We start from the raw sequence: 18,335 nt of genomic DNA on the forward strand, positions 1-18,335 counted from the left end.
ATGCCTGAAACCCTGCTCGATATTCAAGATTTACACGTGGAATTCAAAACGTTTGACGGCGTGTCGAAGGTGCTGGCGGGCGTCGATCTGCGCATGGAGCGCGGCGACGTGCTCGGCCTCGTCGGCGAGACGGGCTGCGGCAAGTCGCTGACCGCGCTGGCCGTGCCGCGCCTCATCCCCACGCCGCCGGGGAAGATCACCAGCGGGCGCGTGCTGTTCAAGGGCGAAGACGTGCTGCAAAAGTCGCCCGCCGACATGCAGCGCCTGCGTGCCAAACACCTCGGCATGATCTTTCAGGACCCGACGACCAATCTCAACCCGCTGTTCACCATCCGCGAACAGTTGATCGACGCGGTGCTGTATCAGCGTATGGAAGCGCAGCAGGTGCCCGGTCGCTGGAAGGGTTTTCTGCCATCCGCGCGCCAAACCCGCCTCGACGCCGCCCGCCGCGCCCTTGAACTGCTCGGCTTGGTGGGCATCTCTGACGGCGACAAGCGCATCAGCGACTACCCGCATCAGTTCAGCGGCGGCATGCGTCAGCGCGTGCTGATCGCGATGGCGTTGGCGGGCGAACCCGACCTGCTGATCGCCGACGAGCCGACGACCGCGCTCGACGTGACCATTCAGGCGCAAATCCTCAACCTGATCAACGATCTGGTCAAGCGGCTCGGCCTGTCCGTGCTGCTGATCACGCATAACCTCGGCGTGGTGGCGAACACCTGCACGCGCGTCGCGGTGATGTATGCCGGGCGCGTGATCGAACAAGCACCCGTGCGCGAACTGTTCAAGAACCCGAAGCATCCGTACACGCGTGGCCTGCTGCAAGCCGTGCCGACGCGTCACACGCAGCGCGGCGAACTCCAAGGCATCGCCGGGTCGATTCCCAACCTCAACACCCCGCCGATGGGCTGCCGCTTTCACCCGCGCTGCCCGCACGTGATGGATCGCTGTCGCGCCGCCGTCCCAACCAACGTGGTTGTGGGGCAGGATCACCGCACCGAATGCTATCTGTATCCGGAGGGCGCATGACTGACACACCGCTGCTGCAAGTGCGCCACCTGAAAAAAGGCTTCCCCGTGCGCGGTGGGCTGCTCAACCGCCCGATAGCGACGGCCAACGTCATCGACGGCGTGAGCTTCGACGTGCCGCGCGGCAAAACGCTCGGCTTAGTGGGCGAATCGGGGTCAGGCAAGACGACTATCGGCAAATGCGTCATCCGCTTGCTCGAACCGACGAGCGGCGAAATCCTGTTCGACGGCATCGACCTGATGAAGCTCTCCGGGCGCGAACTGCGCGAACGCCGCACCGACATGCAGATGATCTATCAAGCGCCGGGGGCATCGCTCAACGGGCGCATGACCGTCGGGCAGATCATCGGCGAGGCGCTGTGGCTGCACGAACGGCTCAACGGCTGGGCGGCGCGTGACCGCGTGCTGAAACTGCTGGACGTGGTCGGCCTCAAGCCAGAGCATTATCACCGTTTCCCGCACGAATTCAGCGGCGGGCAGCAGCAGCGCATCGGCATCGCCCGCGCGCTGGCCGTGCGCCCGAAGCTGCTCGTGCTCGACGAGCCGACTTCCGCGCTCGACGTGTCGGTGCAGGCGCAGGTGCTGAATCTGCTCAGCGACTTGCAGCAGGAATTCAAACTGACGTTCCTGTTCATCTCGCACGATCTCGGCGTGGTGCGCTACCTGTGCGATCAGGTCGCGCTGCTCTACCTCGGCAAGCTGGCCGAAATCGCCGACGTGGACAGTATCTTTGACGAACCGAAACACCCGTATACGCAAGCGTTGATCTCGGCAATCCCCGAACCGGACCCCGACGAGAAGCGCGACATTATCACTTTGAGCGGCGACCTGTCGCGGCGGCGGCCTACGCGGGGCTGCCCGTTCGCGCCGCGCTGTCAGGCGGCCAAGCTCGATATCTGCGAGACGGTCGAACCGCCGCTCGTGGAGACCGGGAATGGTCACCGCGTCGCCTGCCATTTGCATACCGGAGCACAAGTCTAATGCTGCAGCAAGTTACCCTGGACGACATTCAACCGATCGCGCTCGGCGCGGGCATTCTCGGCACAGGCGGCGGCGGGAGCCCCTACCTCGGCTCGCTGATTCTGCGCGAGGCGATCAAGGAGTACGGCGCGGTCAAAGTCATCGACCCGCACGCGCTGCCGGATGACGGACAAATCCCGCTCGTCGGGCACATCGGCGCGCCGACCGCCAGCATCGAAAAGATGGAAGAAGGCTCAGAAATTCTGCGCGCGGTGCGCCTGCTGGAACGGCACACGGGCAAGCCGATGACCGCCATCGGCATCGCGGAGATCGGCGGCTCGAATTCGATGGCGCCGATGGTCGCCGCGCTGCAAGCGGGTCTGCCCGTCGTCGACGGCGACTCGATGGGGCGCGCCTTCCCCGAAGTGCAGATGTCCACCTTCCTCTTCGACAACCAGACGGAAGTCACACCGCTAGCGCTGGTCGATGCGGGCGGCAACGAAGTCGTGATCTCCAAGACGATCAGCTTTAAGTGGGCAGAAGACATCGCCCGCACGCTGGCGACCCTCATGGGCGCGACGGCGGGTCTCGCCGGGCAGGTGGTCACGGGCGCAGAGTACAAGCGCCTCGGCGTGAACTACACGCTCTCGCTGGCGCATTCAATCGGCCACAGCGTCATGCTGGCGCAGGATCGCGGCGCGGATGTGCCGGAGAGCATCGCCGAGACGCTCAATGGGCGCATCCTCATGCGCGGCAAAATCACCGACGTGAACCGCCGCACCACCCAGGGCTTCGCGCGCGGTTCGCTCACGGTGGAAGGCTTCGGCGTGAATCAGGACAAGCTGTACATCGAATTCCAGAACGAGTTCCTGATCGCCAACCTGAACGGGCAGATCGTGACGACCGTGCCTAACCTGATCACCATTGTCACCGACGATACGGGCGAAGCCGTCTCCACCGAACTGCTGCGCTATGGGCTGCGGGTCGCGGTGATCGCCATTCCGGCGGCGCGCGCGCTGACCAGTGAATCCGCGCTCAAGGTGGTGGGGCCGGGCGCGTTCGGCTATGACGTGCCGTTCACACCCATGTCCGGCACGAAAATCGGCGAACGGGTGTAACCTCACCCCTAAATCCCCTCGCCCGTGGGCGAGGGGATAAGGTGAGCAAAGTCGACCCCCCGGCCCCTCCCCGAATTCAGGGAGGGGAGACAGACACACCCGTCTCCCCGCATCGATAGGAGACGAATATTGTAGGGACGAGGCATGCCTCGTCCACCTCACCCGGTGGGACAAAAGGGTGTTTAAAAACCCTCACCCCCAACCCCTCTCCCACGCAAGCGGGGAGAGGGGGAGACGTGGCGACCGCTGTTGGCTCCCCTCCCCGAATTGGGGGAGGGGGTAGGGGGTGGGGTCGAAAGTTGAAAATCGCTGGCGCGAGCAGCTTGAAATTGATTTTCATTCACAACACGAAAGGAAGCGATTGTGCGTATTGGGATTGACGTAGGCGGAACGAACACCGATGCCGTCATTATGGACGGGCGGACGGTCATCAGTTCCATCAAAACACCGACCACCGCCAATGTGAGCGACGGCATTGTCAAAGCGCTCAAGTATCTGGTTGCCGAATCCGGCGTCAACGTGGGCGACCTCGACGCGGTCATGATCGGCACGACGCATTTCACCAACGCGGTGGTCGAACGCCGCCGCTTGCAGACGACCGCCTGCATCCGCCTCGCCCTCCCGGCGACCGTCTGCCTGCCGCCAATGGTCGATTGGCCGGACGAACTGCGCGAAGTCGTCGGCGGGCATTACTATCTGGCGCACGGCGGCCATGAATTCGACGGGCGCGACATTTCTGCGTTTGACGCCGACGAAATTCGCGGCATCGCCGAACAGATCGCGGCGAAGGGTATCAAGGCCATCGCCATTTCGTCAGTTTTCTCCCCCGTCAACGCCGATTTTGAGCAGAAGGCGGCGGAGATCGTCGCGCAGGTCATCCCCGACGCGAGCATCACCCTGTCGAGCACCATCGGACGCATTGGCCTGCTCGAACGCGAGAATGCGGCGATCATGAACGCCTGCCTGCGCGAACTGGCGATCAAGACGGTCGGCGGCTTCAAGCAGGCGCTGGCCGAACTCAACATCACCGCGCCGTTCTTCATCAGCCAGAACGACGGCACGCTCATGAATGCGGACTTTGCGACCGAACACCCGGTGCTGACCTTCGCTTCGGGTCCGACCAACAGTATGCGCGGCGCGGCCTTCCTCAGCGGCTTGAAGGACGCCATCGTGATCGACGTGGGCGGCACGACGACCGATGTCGGTGTGCTCCAGCATGGCTTCCCGCGCGTCGCGGCGCTGGCCGTGAGCATCGGCGGCGTGCGCACCAACTTCCGCATGCCCGACACGCTCTCCATCGGCTTGGGCGGCGGTTCGCTCGTCGTGACCGATCCGCTCAAGGTCGGCCCGCAGAGCGTCGGCTATGAAATCACCACCAAAGCGCTGGTCTTCGGCGGTGACACACTCACCACCACCGATGTGATCGTCGCGGCGGGTCAGGCCGAGGTCGGCGACGCCTCCCGCGTCGCGCACATCGACCAGGCGACCATCACGGCGGTCGAAGATCGCATCGAAGAGATGGTCAACATCGCCGTCGACCGCATGAAGACGAGCGCGGCAGCGGTCCCCGTGATCATCGTGGGCGGCGGCAGCATCCTCATCCAGCGGCCGATTGCGGGCGCGTCGGAAATCGTCAAGCCGCAGCACTTCGCGGTCGCCAACGCCATCGGCGCGGCCATCGCGCAGATCGGCGGCGAGACGGATCGCATTTTCTCGCTGGCGGATATGACGCGCGAACAGGCGCTGGCCGCGGCCAAGAAAGAAGCCTCCGACCGTGCGATTGCAGCGGGCGCGGATGCCAACAGCATCGAAATCGTGGAAGTCGAAGAAGTGCCGCTCGCGTACCTGCCCGGCAACGCGACGCGCATCATGGTCAAAGCCGTGGGCGATCTGGCGGGGAGCTAAACGATCATGCGCATGATTGATGAAAAAGTAGTAGAGAACATCGCCCTCGGCGCGGCAGTTTTGGGCACGGGCGGCGGCGGTGATCCGTATATCGGCATGTTGATGGCGCGCGAAGCGGTCAAGAAATACGGCCCCGTCCCCATGTACACGCTCGACGAGCTAGAAGACGACGATCTGATCGTGCCGACCGCCATGATGGGGGCGCCGACCGTCATGGTCGAAAAGATGCCCAACGGCGACGACATCGTCAACGCGTTTCAGGCGATTGGCAAATTCCTCGGCAAGCCGATCCGCGCGACCATGAGCATCGAAGCGGGCGGCTTGAACTCGGTCGTGCCGATCTATGTGGCGGCGCGGCTCCGCGTGCCGCTGGTCGACTGCGACGGCATGGGGCGCGCCTTCCCCGAAATCCAGATGGTGACGCACACCATCGCGGGCATGTCGGCCTCGCCCTTCTCCATGGCCGACGAGCGCGGCAACGTCGTGCTGCTCAACGCCATCACCAACCGCTGGATGGAAACGTTCGCGCGCGGCATCGCCGTCAACATGGGCGCAATGGCGATGATCGCCTGCTACGCCGCGACCGCCAAGCAGCTTAAAGAAGCGGCCATCGCCGGGACGATGAGCAAGGCGGAACGCATCGGCGAGACGATCCGCCGCGCGCGTGTCGAAGAGGCCGATCCGGTCAATACGGTGCGCGAAGCCGTCGGCGGCTTCCTGATCTTCAAAGGCAAGATCGGCGATGTGGCGCGGCGCACCGAAGCGGGCTTCGCCAAAGGCGATGCGCGCATCACGGGCATCGACGAATACGCCGGGCAGGTGCTGGAACTCAATTTCCAGAACGAACACCTGATTGTCAAGATTGACGGGGAATTCAAGGTCACCGTGCCCGATCTGATCACGGTGCTGGACGTGGACACAGGCGAACCGATCACCACGGAGAGCATGCGCTACGGCTTCCGCGTCGCCGTCGTGGCGATTCCGTGTGCGGACAAGTGGCGTACGCCCAAGGGTCTGGAACTCGTCGGGCCGCGCTACTTCGGCTACGACACGGAGTATATCCCCGTCGAATCCGTCTACGGGACCAAGTAATCACAGTATCGGCGGGGCGCGGCTTAGGGTGTTCAAAAATGCATCCTTGAAGTTTTACCACGCGCAAGCGGACACGATAAATCGCGTCCCTACGAGAATAAATTCGGTTTAACAAGCGATGTTGGCTCCCCTCCCTGAATTCGGGGAGGGGTTGGGGGTGGGGTCGTACCGGACAGACCTTAAATGGGATCCCACTTCTCCGAATCGTCCCACAGCCGCTCGAATTCCTGCACATACTGGTTGAACCACCACAGCTCGCTGGCAACCGCAGAGGTTTTCGACAGAAACACGGGCAGTGTGTTGTACTTCACCTGACTTTCCGCTTTGACCCGATCAATCTGGTAGAAGTAGGGGGAAGCGATGACAATTCCCTCGCCGCCGTCGACGTTAGGATCGACGATGAAATACCCCATCCCCGGTCGATGATTCGTGGTCCGGATCTCAACACGCCCCGATACCGCCTCTTTCAGACACTTCAGGTCTTGTTGATTCTTGTACAAACGCAGCGCAACCCAGCGTCCGGCATCCGTCAGCGGCGGATCCTGAAGCGCAGCCCACGCCTCGAATCCCGGGTATGCAGTACTGTACAAAGCAGGTGTCAGCGTCGTGTTGATACCCACCCACGCCCCCGCCTCATTCAACAGTCGGGTATCCATTTTGAGGATGAGAATTCGCACGTTCACATTCGGGTTTTTCTGGAGGTTATCGGCCATGCGCTCATGATGCGGCGCAAACGTGTCGAGGATGAGTCCACTGATCCACACCGTCTCGGCAGCCGTCCGAAACATGCGAATACCGTCGAGCAGCAAGGGCGGCTGTGGTGGAATCGGGATGGAAAAGTGCGGTTGCAGCGGGATACCCAACTGCGCCAAGCGCCAGTACAACTGCGCGAAGGCATTGTCGAAGTTCTGATTCAGAAAGTCGATGTAGGGTTTGCCGCGCAGCATCGGCGAGACATTACAGTGTCGAACGAGCAGCGGAACAATCACTTTGGCCGCCGCAGGATCATTAAACGCGTATCGGAGTTCACGGATTTCCTCTGACTGCATCGCCTCGGGCGAGAGGATCAGCAGCATAATCACGTTGAGATCGCCCAGGTTCTTTTTAAGCTCATCTGCGCTCCCTACCCACAGCTTTGCCCCGACACTCTGCAGTTCATCGGCCAGGCGGTTAGCAAATTCCGCGTCTTCTGGCCTGTGGCTGACGTACAACTGGGGCACATGCAGCAAGCTGTCAATCACAGCGTCGATTGATTTTGCGCAGTGCGTGTTCTTGAAGAATGGCCAGATATCACCTTCGACATAGAGTGGAATGATCGGCTTGCCAAATTCGGTGGCATAGCTGATCTCCCGCAGGACCCAGTGCGACTCGGAAGACTGGAGCGTCATGATGACGACCATCGCATTGCAGGTGTGAATCGCGTTGCGAATTTCGGTCTCCCACAGAGAGCCAGCTTCGAGTTTGTTGGTATCCAGCCACACGGTGAAACCGACAGCTTCAAGTCGCTGTTTTAGGTCAATCGCCCTTTCGAAGTCTTTCGAACTATAGCTAATAAAAACGGTGGACATTTTTGTTCCTTGCATGAGGGGATATTAAGGGGGATCGGCAGAGGGTCTCTGCCGACCAACGCAATTCTAGCTCACGCTGCGAGATCAGGGGTTATGCCTGATAGGGCACCATCCCGCGGCACTTGGGAAAGTTCGAACAGCCCCAGAACTGGGTGCCGGCCGTCCCGCCGCTCTTCGACGTACGCAGAATCATCGCGCTGCCGCACTTCGGGCAGCACGGTTCGCCGGTCACAGACAGTTTGACAACCGCCGGAACTTTGAACGGGGGGCGCGCTGCGAGTTCATTCGCGGCGGCCACATACGGTGCGAACAGCGCTTCAACATCGGCGGGCACATAAGCGCGTTTCGCCGGGACGTGGATCAGGGGCAGATCCGCCGCCGCGAATACGCCGTCAACAAAGGCATCGCGCGTCTGCCGATCCTCGCGCTGATGGCTCTTGTCATCCAATTCGATGCCGAGGAGCGGTTGCATCGTTCTGGGGTCGCAGAGCAAAAAATCGACGTGCTTGCGATCAATCTTGTTGGTATAGATGCGATACTTGCTGGCATCATCGCCTCTCTTCACATAGAACACATCGCTGAGCCTGACCTTATTCAGGATGACAGCACGGTCGTCGATGGCCACCCGCAGCACCCCGTGGAAGCTAAGTTCAGCCGCAGAGAGGAAGTGGTCGCGCAGGTGATACGGAAACTCAGACGCCGACGCGGCTGCGCTCTCGCCTTTTCCTTCGCCTGCCAGCAGATCGACAATGAAATCAACGACTTGATCGGCGGATTCCGGTGATAACCCGATGGCGCGCAGTACGCCGCGCAGCATGCCAAACTTTTTATCCGATGACATGAATGAGTCCTTTCGTCGCAGACTAAAGGCGACTGTTTGTTATTGTATCTAATATTTTCACTGATGAAGCGTAACCTGCAACAAACCCCCAAATTCCACGTATTGTAAAATGGGAGTGAGCACACTACCCTTTGATTTGCGTTGTCTGAAATTCAGAAAAGGGCGCACAGCGATGGCGTATCAAGCAGAGATCAGCCGCAGCAACCCGAGCATGTTCCTCTTCCTGCTCGACCAATCCGGCTCGATGGCGGATAAGTTCGGCGGCGGCGGTGGCAAGAAAGACCAGAAGGTCGCGGATGCGATCAACAACCTCCTGTACAACCTGACGATCAAGTGCGCGAAGTCGGAAGGCGTGCGCGACTACTACCATGTGGGCGTATTGGGCTACGGCGCGAAAGTCGGTTCGCTGCTCAGCGGGTCGCTGGCGGAGAAAGATTTCGCCCCGATCAGCGCGATTGCCGACGCCCCACAGCGCATCGAGGAGCGCGTCAAGAAGGTGGATGACGGCGCGGGCGGCATCATCGACCAGAAGGTGCGCTTCCCCATCTGGTTCAGCCCGATTTCCAACGGCGGCACGCCGATGGTGCAGGCGCTCAAAGAAGCGCAGCGCATCGTCGGGAGCTGGCTCGGCGAACATCCCGATTCGTTCCCGCCCATCGTCATCAATGTCACCGACGGCGAGTCATCGGATGGCAGCCCGCTCGCGGCAGCGTCGGCCTTGCGCGAACTGAAGAGTTCGGACGGCAGCGTGCTGTTGTTCAACGTGCATCTGTCATCGGTCGGCGGCCTGCCCATCGAATTCCCGCACAGCGATCTCGAACTGCCGGATCAGTACGCCAAGCAGTTGTTCCAGATGTCGAGCGAACTACCCGAGCACATTCGCAACGCGGCGCGCGCCGAAGGCTACTCGGTCGCCGACAATTCGCGCGGGTTCGTCTTCAACGCGGATATCGTCTCGGTCATCCGCTTCCTCGATATTGGCACGCGCCCGAGCAATCTGCGTTAGCCATGCACATTCGCTATTCGGCCTTCTGGTTACCGAAGCAGGGCAGCCGGGAAGAGGAGTATGAAGATGCCTTTTCCCCACCCTGCCTCACTGAGGATTCCCCTGCCGAATTTCTATGCGCGGTCGCCGATGGCGCGACTGAAACGTCGTTTTCGGGCTTATGGGCGCAGCTTTTGGTTGACGCCTATGTCGGCAAGGGGCTGCGGCGGCTCGACGCGACCAGCGTCAGCCAGCTCGCCGATCAATGGCACGCGGCGATTGCTGAGAAAACACGTGCCAAGCCGCTGCCGTGGTACGCCGAGGAGAAGCTGAAATCGGGCGCGTACTCGTCGCTGCTTGGCCTGCAAATTCGCGCCAATGGCCGCTGGAGCGCCGTCAGCATTGGCGATAGCTGCTTGTTCTACATCCGCCCGCGCCGCTGGCTGTACGGCTTCCCCTATGCTCAGGCCGAGCAGTTCAACAATCACCCGGCGCTGCTCTCCACGCACGCCGACGACTTCGGCTCGGTCAAGGCGACGCTCAAGCGCGGCACATGGGCGGATGGCGACCTGTTCCTGCTCATGACCGACGCGCTCGCCCATTTCTTCATCGCGCATCCGGCCTTTCGCAAGCGGCTCACCGACCCGGAACTCGATCAGGCCGGGTTCGCGCGCTTGATCGAAGCGGTACGCGCCGAAAAGCTGTGCCGCAATGACGATGTGACCCTGGTCAGAATTTGTCCGAGCGCCGGAGCAGCCGACCGTGGCGGCTTGGCCTAACCCAAACGAATACGCCGAAGCGCTGCAAAATCCGCGTGCGGCCTTTAAGGACGCGGATCTCGTCAAGACGCAGGTGAGCACCAACAAGCTCGGCCTCCCGCGCCCGATCTCCGGCAACTTCGCCACCGTCTTCGAAGTGACGGGCGGCGGTCAGCGCTGGGCGGTGCGCTGCTTCTTGCGCGAAGTGACGACCCAGCAGCAGCGTTACGCGGCGATCTCCGCGCATTTGCAGCAAAATCCGCTGGCCTGCATTGTGCCCTTCGTCTACCTCGAAGAAGGCATCCGCGTGCGCGGGAAGTGGTATCCCATCCTCAAAATGCAGTGGGCGACCGAGACGCGCCTCGACACCTACATCGAAGATCATCTCGACGAACCGGCGACGCTGGCGCGGCTGGCGGAACAGTGGTTTGATCTGTGCGGGGTGCTGCGGCGGGCGCACATGGTGCACGGCGACTTCCAGCATGGCAACATCGTCGTCGGCGCGGGCGAAGCGATCAAGCTGCTCGACTATGACGGCATGCTCGTCCCCGGTGCGATTGAACTGCCCTCCGGCGAAATCGGCCATCGCCACTACCAGCACCCGTCGCGCTCATCCAATCGCGGCCTGACCGCCAGCAATTACCAGAACGTCGACAACTTCTCCGCGCATGTGATCGGGCTGTCGCTGCAAGCCCTCGCCAGCGATCCGTCGCTGTGGCGCAAAACGGGCGCAGGCGAAGAAAACCTGCTCTTCCGCGATACCGACTACCAATCACCGGAAAACTCTACGGCGCTGCACGTCCTGCGCGACCATGTCGATCCGCGCGTGCGCCAGATCGGGCAGCGCATGGGACAGCTTGCGCATACCACGTCGTATCTCGACGTGCCGCCGCTCGAGCCCGTCGTCGTGACGCCGTGGACGACGCGCGTCAGTTCACGCCTTAAAACCGCCCTCACCCCGCCGCCCACGCCCGATGTCGTCGTGCCGCTCACGCCGCTGAGCGCCCCGACCAAACCGTCGGCATGGTGGTCGGATCACCTCGAACGCCCGGTCGTGGACTTCGACTCGCTGCAGGTCGACGCCGAAGTCCAGCGGATTCGCGCCGAATTCGAACGGTCGGTGCTGCGTTACTTCCCGATGCTGTTTCGCGATTACACCGCCATGCGCCTCATGCAGAGCTACCCCAATTTCGACGTGGTGCGCGATAAATCGACGCTGGAACAGCGTGAAAAGGCGCTCAACGATCAACTGATTCTGGCAAAAGCGCGTTTTAAGCGCACGCAGGACAGCATCGACGAGGCGCGCCGCCAGCACGCCGACGAGTGCGCCGCGCTCAGCTTCGCTGTCGAGCAAATGACCAACGCCATTCAATCGACCTACCCGCAGGAAGAAGCCGAGGTCAAAGCCTTTGAGCGGCGTTTGGGGCTGGTGGAGGACCAGCTCACGCGCCAACCTATCGACGCCGAGCAGATCACCGGATTCACCCGCGCGCATGTCGAACTACTGGCGCAGGTCGGCGTACTGACGGCGGCGGATGTGCACCCCGCCAACGAAGCGCAAGCCAAGTACATGCTGAGCGGCTTCCGCAAAGCCGCTCCCGATCACGACTGGGAACAGCTCGTGCGCTGGCGCGTAGCACTGGAACGCGCGCTGCTCTCTGCCTCCGGTGAGTCGCCCGCGTGGGCAAGCGCCGATCAGGTGCGGCGCTACTATGCCGATCAACGGTCGTCGATGACCCGCGTTCGCGCCGATCGGGTGGCGCAGCTAGAGGCGGTACAGACTGAGAGCGCCCACCTGCGTCAGATCGCGCAGTTGACCAGCGAACTCCAGTTCATCGACGGCGACATCAACGCGCTCATAGGCAAGCTGACCGCCCTCCGCGCGGATCTCAAACGTTACGAGCACATCACGCTGCGCAATCTCCTCAAGCGCGTGCTGAACTAGTTACTCGTTGAGTATCCGGCAAAAACACGACGTATGAGCGTCGGCAAAAGGTCGCAATCTGACCCTACCCCCGGCCCCACGCCTCCGAATTCAGGGAGGGGAGCCAGCAACGGCACTGTTTGCCTCCCCTCTCCTCGCTTGCGTGGGAGAGGGGTTGGGGTGAGGGGAATGCACGAACGAGGTTTTCTCTAGCGTTGAATTAGTCACTGCTCTCTGGCTTGCCGACGATATACCCGTCGACGTGGCAGTCCACGCACAGCCCCGGCGAGCGGTTGCGGTAAGTGGGCGTGTTGGGCGCGCCGATATCGTGCACCCCGTGACAATCCGTGCAGACCAGATCATCCCCTTCCCCGGTTGGCGTCAGGCTGTGTACGGCGTGGGTCTGCTCGGCAAAAATGTCGGTGTGACAGCTTCCGCAAATCTGCGTGACGCGGGCGCGCGGCTCATTCGGCGACTGAACATCATGCCCACCGTGGCAGTCGGCGCATGTCACGGTTTCGACGTGCCCATCCGCGAGTAGTTCGCCATGCGCGCTGGTGAGCATGCGCTCGTACTGCACCTCATGGCAATCCTGACACACGGCGTAGCGTTCCTCACGGAACTCACGCAGATTGCGCACGGTGAACGAGCGATGCGGATAACGCCAGTTCGGGTGGCAGTCCGCGCAAGCGAGCGCGGCCATCGTGTTCGCCTCGCCGTGCACCGAATTGATGATCACGTTCACATCCAGCGTAACATCGAGCGTTTCGCCGCTGGCCAACACCCACACTTGATTCGATTGGCGGTGGCACAGCAAGCAGTAGGAATCGGCGGCGGTGGCGTAGGCCGCGGTCGCGGCGGGTTCCGCGGTGCTATCCGGGGACGCCTCACGGGCGGCAAGCGTCGCGAGGATTGAGGCATAGGGGGGTAAAGGTGTGGGCGTTGCGTCTTGGGCGAGCGCCGGGAACGCGCTGCTGCTTAACAGCGCCAAGCCGCCCACCAATAAGCAAATGCCGAGGATCAAAAGGGACTGGGTGTTGGCGATCATTCTGGTGCGTCCTGTGATTGGTGCGTGGAGCGTGCAGTGATCTGTGTTCAAAGGCGACGGGCAGTCGAGCACGCTTAATTTATAGACGACTCGTCTACGCCAAATCTGCCGTGGGCGGGCAAAACGTTCGCGTTCGTGCATAGTTCCCGCACCGATGTAGAATCGGCGCATCTTGGCGGCTCACCTTTAGGAAAAAACTTGATGCGAAAAAATCTGTGGTTGCTGATCTTGGTGGCTCTGAGCATCCTCATGGGGGTGCAGGTCGTGCGCGTGTTCGTCAACACACTGGTCTACGCCTTTGGCGAACGCTTCGGGCAGACGCTCGCCGCCGTCCCCGCGTTGTTCGTCTTTCTGTCGCCGTTCCTCGTGCTGCTGCTCGCTAGGCTGACCAGCCCGCGCAATCTACTGCTCGTCGGCGTGGGTGGCCTCGCCATCGTCCGCCTGATCATGCAGATCTCGCGGGATATCAACGCCAACATGATTTTCGCGGGTCTCGCTATCGTCCTCGCGCTGATCGTGCTCGTCGCGGCGCTGCATTGGCTCAGTTCGACCGACGCCGCGCGCCGCAAAGTCTTCGCGCAGGGCATCGTACTCGGCTTGATCCTCGAAATCGCTGTGCATGGCGCGTTCCTCACGTGGGATTACGTGTGGCAGCCGGGCATCGTCCCGCTGATCACCGCGCTCGTCGTCAGCGGTTTGGCATTGGTCGCGCTGTGGCAGCTCCGCGGTGAAGCGCACCCGGATCAAGAACCGTCGTTCGGCGCAGTGCGCCCGTTGATCGCGCTTGGCGCATTCTTTATGTTGGAACTGCTGTTCCTGCAAAACATGGCCTTCGTGACTTCCTCCGGATTGACCTCGCTGGAAGTCGGCCTCGTCGTCGTGCTGATCGGGAACGCGCTCGGCCTGTGGATGCTCGACTGGTTCCCGGCGCAGTCCGTCATCGTCCGCGTGATCGGCGTACTAATCCTCACGGTTGCGGCGGCGCTGCTGCCCATCATGAGCGGTTTGCTCGTCGTCGTACTGGTGATCGTCGGACAGGGGATCGCCCTCGGCCTGCTCCCGTCCATGCTCGGCGGGCTGACCAATGCCGCCCCGCGTACGGGCATCAGCCGCACGACGACCGCCGTCAGCCTCGGCAGCCTGCTCTTCGCCCTGCTGACCATCCTCTATTACATCAGCGGCTTGATCACGCTGCCGTTCACTTATACGCTGCTGCCGCCCGTCGCCGGGATCGCCATGCTGCTGGCCGCGTTTACTCCGGCTGTCCCGTCGACCAGCAAATCCCCCAACTGGCGCTTACTCGCCGTGCCCGCCGCCCTGTTGATCGTGCCGCTGGCGCTCTACGTGACGCGCCCGACGCTGCCGACCTCGACCGAGAACACCGACAGCTTCCGCATGGTCAATTACAACATCCATCAGGGGATCAGCTACTGGGGGTGGGTGGATTTAGAAGCGGTGGCACAAGTGATCGAAGCGCAGAACCCGGCGCTCGTCAACCTGCAGGAGATCAGCCGCGGCTGGCTGATCGCCGGGAGCGTCGACAATGCCGAATGGCTGTCGCGCCGCCTGAATATGCCGTTCGTCTATGCGCCGGGGCATGACTACCAGTTCGGCAACATGATCCTGTCGCGCCTGCCGATCGTCGACTGGTCGTGGGAGCGTCTGCCGCTCAAGGATGTGCCGCTCGGTCGCGCTTTGATCCGCGCGACGCTCGATCTCGGCGAGGGGCGCACGCTCAACGTGATCAACACGCACCTGTCCGCCTATGCGACCACTGAATCGCGCATCCCGCAGGTCGAAGCGCTGCTCGCCAACTGGAACAACGCCCCCTACACGCTGATCAGCGGCGATATGAACGCGCATCCCGAAGACGCCGACACGGCCATGTTCGCGGCGGCGGGCTTGACCAGCGCGCAGGATGTCGCGGGCGATCCGGCGGCCCTCACCTTCAGCTCGGTCGATCAATATGAGCGCATCGACTACATCTACGCCACAGCCGAACTCAGCTTTGCCGATTTCGTCATCCCGCAGACGCAGGCGTCCGATCACCTGCCACTGGCCGTCACCGTAATCACGCGCTAAACCTCACCCCGTTTCGCTGCGCGCAACTCCCCCTCTCCGAAAAGAGGAGAGGGGCTGGGGGATGAAGTCGGAAGCGACGGACGCGATGAATCGCGTCCCTACGACAACGCATTTGATATAGTGAGCGGTTATCTGTCTCCCCTCCCTGAATTCGGGGAGGGGATGGGGGTGGGGTCGATCTTTACCACAACCCCATGACCTGACGCAGAATGCCAAATTCACCAATGTGATAGGCATTGTGATCCGCGACGAGGAGGATTTCGCGCAGAACCGTATGCCCATCTTCGCCATGGGGGATCGGCGCGTACAGGTCGGTTTGCGGGTCGCGCACGAGGGCTACCAGCGCCGCCCGATCCGCCAGAAACTGCTCGATTGTCTGCAACCAGCCGCCCGCTTCGGTAATCGCATCCGGCGCGGGCCAGTAATCACGCGGCCACGCGATCGCCTTGTACTGCGGGTTGCGGATGTAGTCGAGGATGTCCCACTGGGCGATGCGCAAATGCTCCAGCAGGTGCCAGAACGTGTACTCGACGCCCGGCGGTTTGGCGTTAATGTGCTCCAGCGGGAAGCCTTTGACGGCATCTTCCAGCGACATGTGAGCCTGTCGCACCGTCAGCAGGTTGACCAACTGCGCGCGAACGTGTTCATCAGACATACTTGTGTGCTCCAGTTGACCATCAATTCGAGATGTTATAGACGCCTCAGGCATTATTCGCAACTTACCTAGCTGCCGTCGTACTTGTCTCGGAATAATTGGTCAAGCGGATCATACTTCGGGATACGTCCAGCACTGTTCACCCGAAAGCCGCGAAACTTAGGTTTCCACGCGGTCGCACCATCAGGGGAATGGGGTAATTCTTCTTGCTTCTGCACCTGTTGTTTCAACTGCTTCTTGCGCACTTGCTGAATAAATGCTGCGACATCGCGCACATCATCAGTCATGGCTAACAGTAAATCAATGACCTTTGCGACGCCAAATGCTAACAGAACCAAGAGAAGATCGCGCAACCGATTTTCGGCGTACGACGGCAGCGCTACTCCCCAGTTTGCGACAGAGGGAGACGGGAGAGTCAGGTAGTAATTGGTTTCCCACAGAAAACGTGCCAAAAACACAAACACGAAGGCCAGAACGGCACAGATTTTCAACAAAGTACTTGTGAATTGTAGGATGGTACGATTCGACATGTTTGCGATCCACTGAGAAGTGTATGATGACCACTGATCTTGATTTTATAGTGAATGCGCTGTATTAGCTCAGCTTACTATCTCAATTGAGTCCCGTCCTAGCATTCTGATGTTACACGCCGTATTCGGCTCTTTCGTTATACTCCACCATCACACTGACCATCCGGGGAAATCCGATGCGCGACCTGCTGCTGGGCATTGATGTCGGCACGACCGCCGCCAAAGCGGTCCTGTTCACGCTGGATGGTCGTTTGCAGGCCCTTGGTCAAGCCGATTACCCGCTGGCGACGCCGTTCCTCAACGCCGCGGAACAATCACCGGAGGATTGGTGGCAGGCCGTGTGCCGCGCCATCCGGCAGGCGCTGACCGCCGTCCCCGACGCCGCCGACCGCGTGATCGGCCTCGCGATCAGTTCGCAAGCGCCCACGCTGCTGCCGCTGGATCGAAACGGTCAGCCGCTGCGCCCCGCGCTGATCTGGATGGATCGCCGCGCTGACGCGCAGGTCGAGCAGCTCAAGCAAGCGCTCGGCGCGGAGACGATCTTCGCGGTGACGGGCAACCGCGCGGACAGCTTCTTCCTCGCCGCCAAATTCCGCTGGTTCCAGCAGCACGAAGCCCATTTGCTTGCACGGACGCATCAGTTCCTACAGGTGAACGGCTACATCGCTTACCGGTTGGCGGGTGTCTACAGCCTCGACCCCGCGCACGCCGCGCTCATGGGTCTGCAAGACCGGGCGACAGGCACCTGGTCGCGGGATCTACTGGCGCTGTGCGGCCTCGACCCGGCGCAGTTCCCGCCGATCTCGGCGGGGCATCAGATCATCGGGGAAGTCACGGCGACCGCCGCACTTGCAACCGGACTGCGACCCGGCACATGGGTCATGACCGGCTCGATTGACGGGACGGCGGCGGCGCTCGAAGCGGGCGCAATTGTGCCGGGCACGGCGGCGGAGATGACGGGCACCTCGACCGTGCTGCTCATGCCAAACGCTCAAGGCATCACCGATCCGGCGCTGATTTCGATTCCGCACGTCGTCCCCGGTCAACACCTGCTGATCGGCGCAACGGTTGCCAGCGGCGCAGCGCTCAAGTGGTTTCGCGATACGTTGGGGTCGGAAGAAGTGGCCACAGCCTCACGTCTGGATCGGGACGTCTTCGATCTACTGACAGAACAGGCTGAAGTGGTCGCGCCGGGGAGCGGCGGCCTGATCTTCCTGCCGTATCTGCTCGGCGAACGGTCGCCGTTGTGGCTGACCGAAGCGCGCGGTGTGTTCTTCGGCCTGACGCTGGCCACGCCCCGCGCCGCGCTCATCCGCGCGATCCTTGAAGGCACGAGCTTCGCCCTGCGCCACAACGTCGAGACGGCACGTGCAGCCGGTGCAGAACTACATGAACTGCGTTCGGTGGGTGGTGGGGCGAAAAGTGCGCTGTGGTGTCAGATCAAAGCGGATGTGCTCGGCGTCCCGGTCGCGCTGCCACAGGCCGCCGGAGGCGCGCCCTTCGGCGCTGCGCTGCTCGTCGCGCTCGGCGCAGGGCTGATCCCCGATCTCGCCTCAATGGTACGCGACACCGTGCGCATTGAACGCGTTTTCGAACCGAACACACAGCGTCACGCCCGCTACAGCGACATTTACGCCCTGTACCGCGACCTGTCGCAGCATCTGCGCGCCGATTTCATCCGCGCCGCGGCGGTATTCGGGACTGAACCTCACCCCTAAATCCCCTCTCCCAAGGGCGAGGGGACTTAAGAGCTTTGCCTGTCTCCCCTCTCCGCTCGGAGAGGGGCCGGGGGTGCTGACAGGGGTAGGTTTTCAATTGTAGGGACGAGGCATGCCTCGTCC

Annotated in this window: 15 protein-coding genes; 10 read left to right on the top strand and 5 right to left on the bottom strand. The window is 61.8% G+C overall.

All coding sequences use genetic code 11. The features are described 5' to 3' along the window. From IPK17_RS14845 to IPK17_RS14865, 5 genes are all read left to right on the top strand, one after another. Positions 1-1,029 carry an ABC transporter ATP-binding protein gene (locus IPK17_RS14845; protein ID WP_343418474.1) on the top strand — a complete coding sequence of 343 codons (1,029 nt, stop codon included), beginning with the start codon at positions 1-3 and terminating at the stop codon, positions 1,027-1,029. Next, positions 1,026-2,009: an ABC transporter ATP-binding protein gene (locus IPK17_RS14850; protein WP_343418475.1), complete on the top strand. Its 984-nt coding sequence runs from the start codon at positions 1,026-1,028 to the stop codon at positions 2,007-2,009. Before IPK17_RS14845 ends, IPK17_RS14850 begins: the two co-directional genes overlap by 4 nt. Further along, complete coding sequence (locus IPK17_RS14855) at positions 2,009-3,106, top strand: S-methyl thiohydantoin desulfurase family protein (protein ID WP_343418476.1); 1,098 nt, start codon at positions 2,009-2,011, stop codon at positions 3,104-3,106. The genes IPK17_RS14850 and IPK17_RS14855 overlap by 1 nt, the downstream gene beginning before the upstream one ends. Before the next feature lie 363 nt (positions 3,107-3,469). Continuing rightward, positions 3,470-5,011, top strand: a complete 1,542-nt coding sequence (locus IPK17_RS14860; RefSeq protein ID WP_343418477.1) for a hydantoinase/oxoprolinase N-terminal domain-containing protein — start codon at positions 3,470-3,472, stop codon at positions 5,009-5,011. Positions 5,012-5,017: 6 nt separating this feature from the next. Next, entirely contained in the window at positions 5,018-6,103 is a 1,086-nt protein-coding gene (locus IPK17_RS14865) for an S-methyl thiohydantoin desulfurase family protein (protein ID WP_343418478.1), read from the top strand. A gap of 179 nt (positions 6,104-6,282) precedes the next feature. Here IPK17_RS14865 and IPK17_RS14870 read toward each other — a convergent pair whose 3' ends face one another. Together IPK17_RS14870 and IPK17_RS14875 are read right to left on the bottom strand one after the other, a co-directional pair. Further along, entirely contained in the window at positions 6,283-7,671 is a 1,389-nt protein-coding gene (locus IPK17_RS14870; protein WP_343418479.1) for a toll/interleukin-1 receptor domain-containing protein, read from the bottom strand. A 91-nt stretch (positions 7,672-7,762) separates the two neighbouring features. Continuing rightward, complete coding sequence (locus IPK17_RS14875) at positions 7,763-8,512, bottom strand: DUF2726 domain-containing protein (protein ID WP_343418480.1); 750 nt, start codon at positions 8,510-8,512, stop codon at positions 7,763-7,765. 172 nt (positions 8,513-8,684) lie between these two features. Between IPK17_RS14875 and IPK17_RS14880 the strand changes: the two genes are divergently transcribed. The 3 genes from IPK17_RS14880 to IPK17_RS14890 are packed head-to-tail and all read left to right on the top strand — an operon-like array spanning position 8,685 to position 12,200. Next, complete coding sequence (locus IPK17_RS14880) at positions 8,685-9,518, top strand: vWA domain-containing protein (protein WP_343418481.1); 834 nt, start codon at positions 8,685-8,687, stop codon at positions 9,516-9,518. A gap of 2 nt (positions 9,519-9,520) precedes the next feature. Next, positions 9,521-10,276, top strand: coding sequence for a protein phosphatase 2C domain-containing protein (locus tag IPK17_RS14885; protein ID WP_343418482.1), 756 nt, complete (start codon positions 9,521-9,523; stop codon positions 10,274-10,276). Further along, positions 10,260-12,200, top strand: a complete 1,941-nt coding sequence (locus IPK17_RS14890) for a hypothetical protein (RefSeq protein ID WP_343418483.1) — start codon at positions 10,260-10,262, stop codon at positions 12,198-12,200. The genes IPK17_RS14885 and IPK17_RS14890 overlap by 17 nt, the downstream gene beginning before the upstream one ends. 199 nt (positions 12,201-12,399) lie before the next feature. On the opposite strand, the gene IPK17_RS14895 is transcribed toward IPK17_RS14890, so the two are convergent. Continuing rightward, positions 12,400-13,227 carry a cytochrome c3 family protein gene (locus tag IPK17_RS14895; RefSeq protein WP_343418484.1) on the bottom strand — a complete coding sequence of 276 codons (828 nt, stop codon included), beginning with the start codon at positions 13,225-13,227 and terminating at the stop codon, positions 12,400-12,402. A gap of 201 nt (positions 13,228-13,428) precedes the next feature. Between IPK17_RS14895 and IPK17_RS14900 the strand changes: the two genes are divergently transcribed. Beyond that, positions 13,429-15,309 carry an endonuclease/exonuclease/phosphatase family protein gene (locus IPK17_RS14900; RefSeq protein ID WP_343418485.1) on the top strand — a complete coding sequence of 627 codons (1,881 nt, stop codon included), beginning with the start codon at positions 13,429-13,431 and terminating at the stop codon, positions 15,307-15,309. A 181-nt stretch (positions 15,310-15,490) separates the two neighbouring features. Here the strand turns inward: IPK17_RS14900 and IPK17_RS14905 are convergent, their stop codons facing one another. Continuing rightward, positions 15,491-15,964: a DinB family protein gene (locus IPK17_RS14905; protein WP_343418486.1), complete on the bottom strand. Its 474-nt coding sequence runs from the start codon at positions 15,962-15,964 to the stop codon at positions 15,491-15,493. A gap of 68 nt (positions 15,965-16,032) precedes the next feature. Beyond that, positions 16,033-16,494, bottom strand: coding sequence for a hypothetical protein (locus IPK17_RS14910; RefSeq protein ID WP_343418487.1), 462 nt, complete (start codon positions 16,492-16,494; stop codon positions 16,033-16,035). A 176-nt stretch (positions 16,495-16,670) separates the two neighbouring features. On the opposite strand from IPK17_RS14910, the gene IPK17_RS14915 reads away from it, so the two are divergent. Then, positions 16,671-18,212: a xylulokinase gene (locus IPK17_RS14915; protein ID WP_343418488.1), complete on the top strand. Its 1,542-nt coding sequence runs from the start codon at positions 16,671-16,673 to the stop codon at positions 18,210-18,212. Positions 18,213-18,335 lie beyond the last annotated feature (123 nt).

The organism is Candidatus Flexifilum breve (assembly GCF_016713355.1).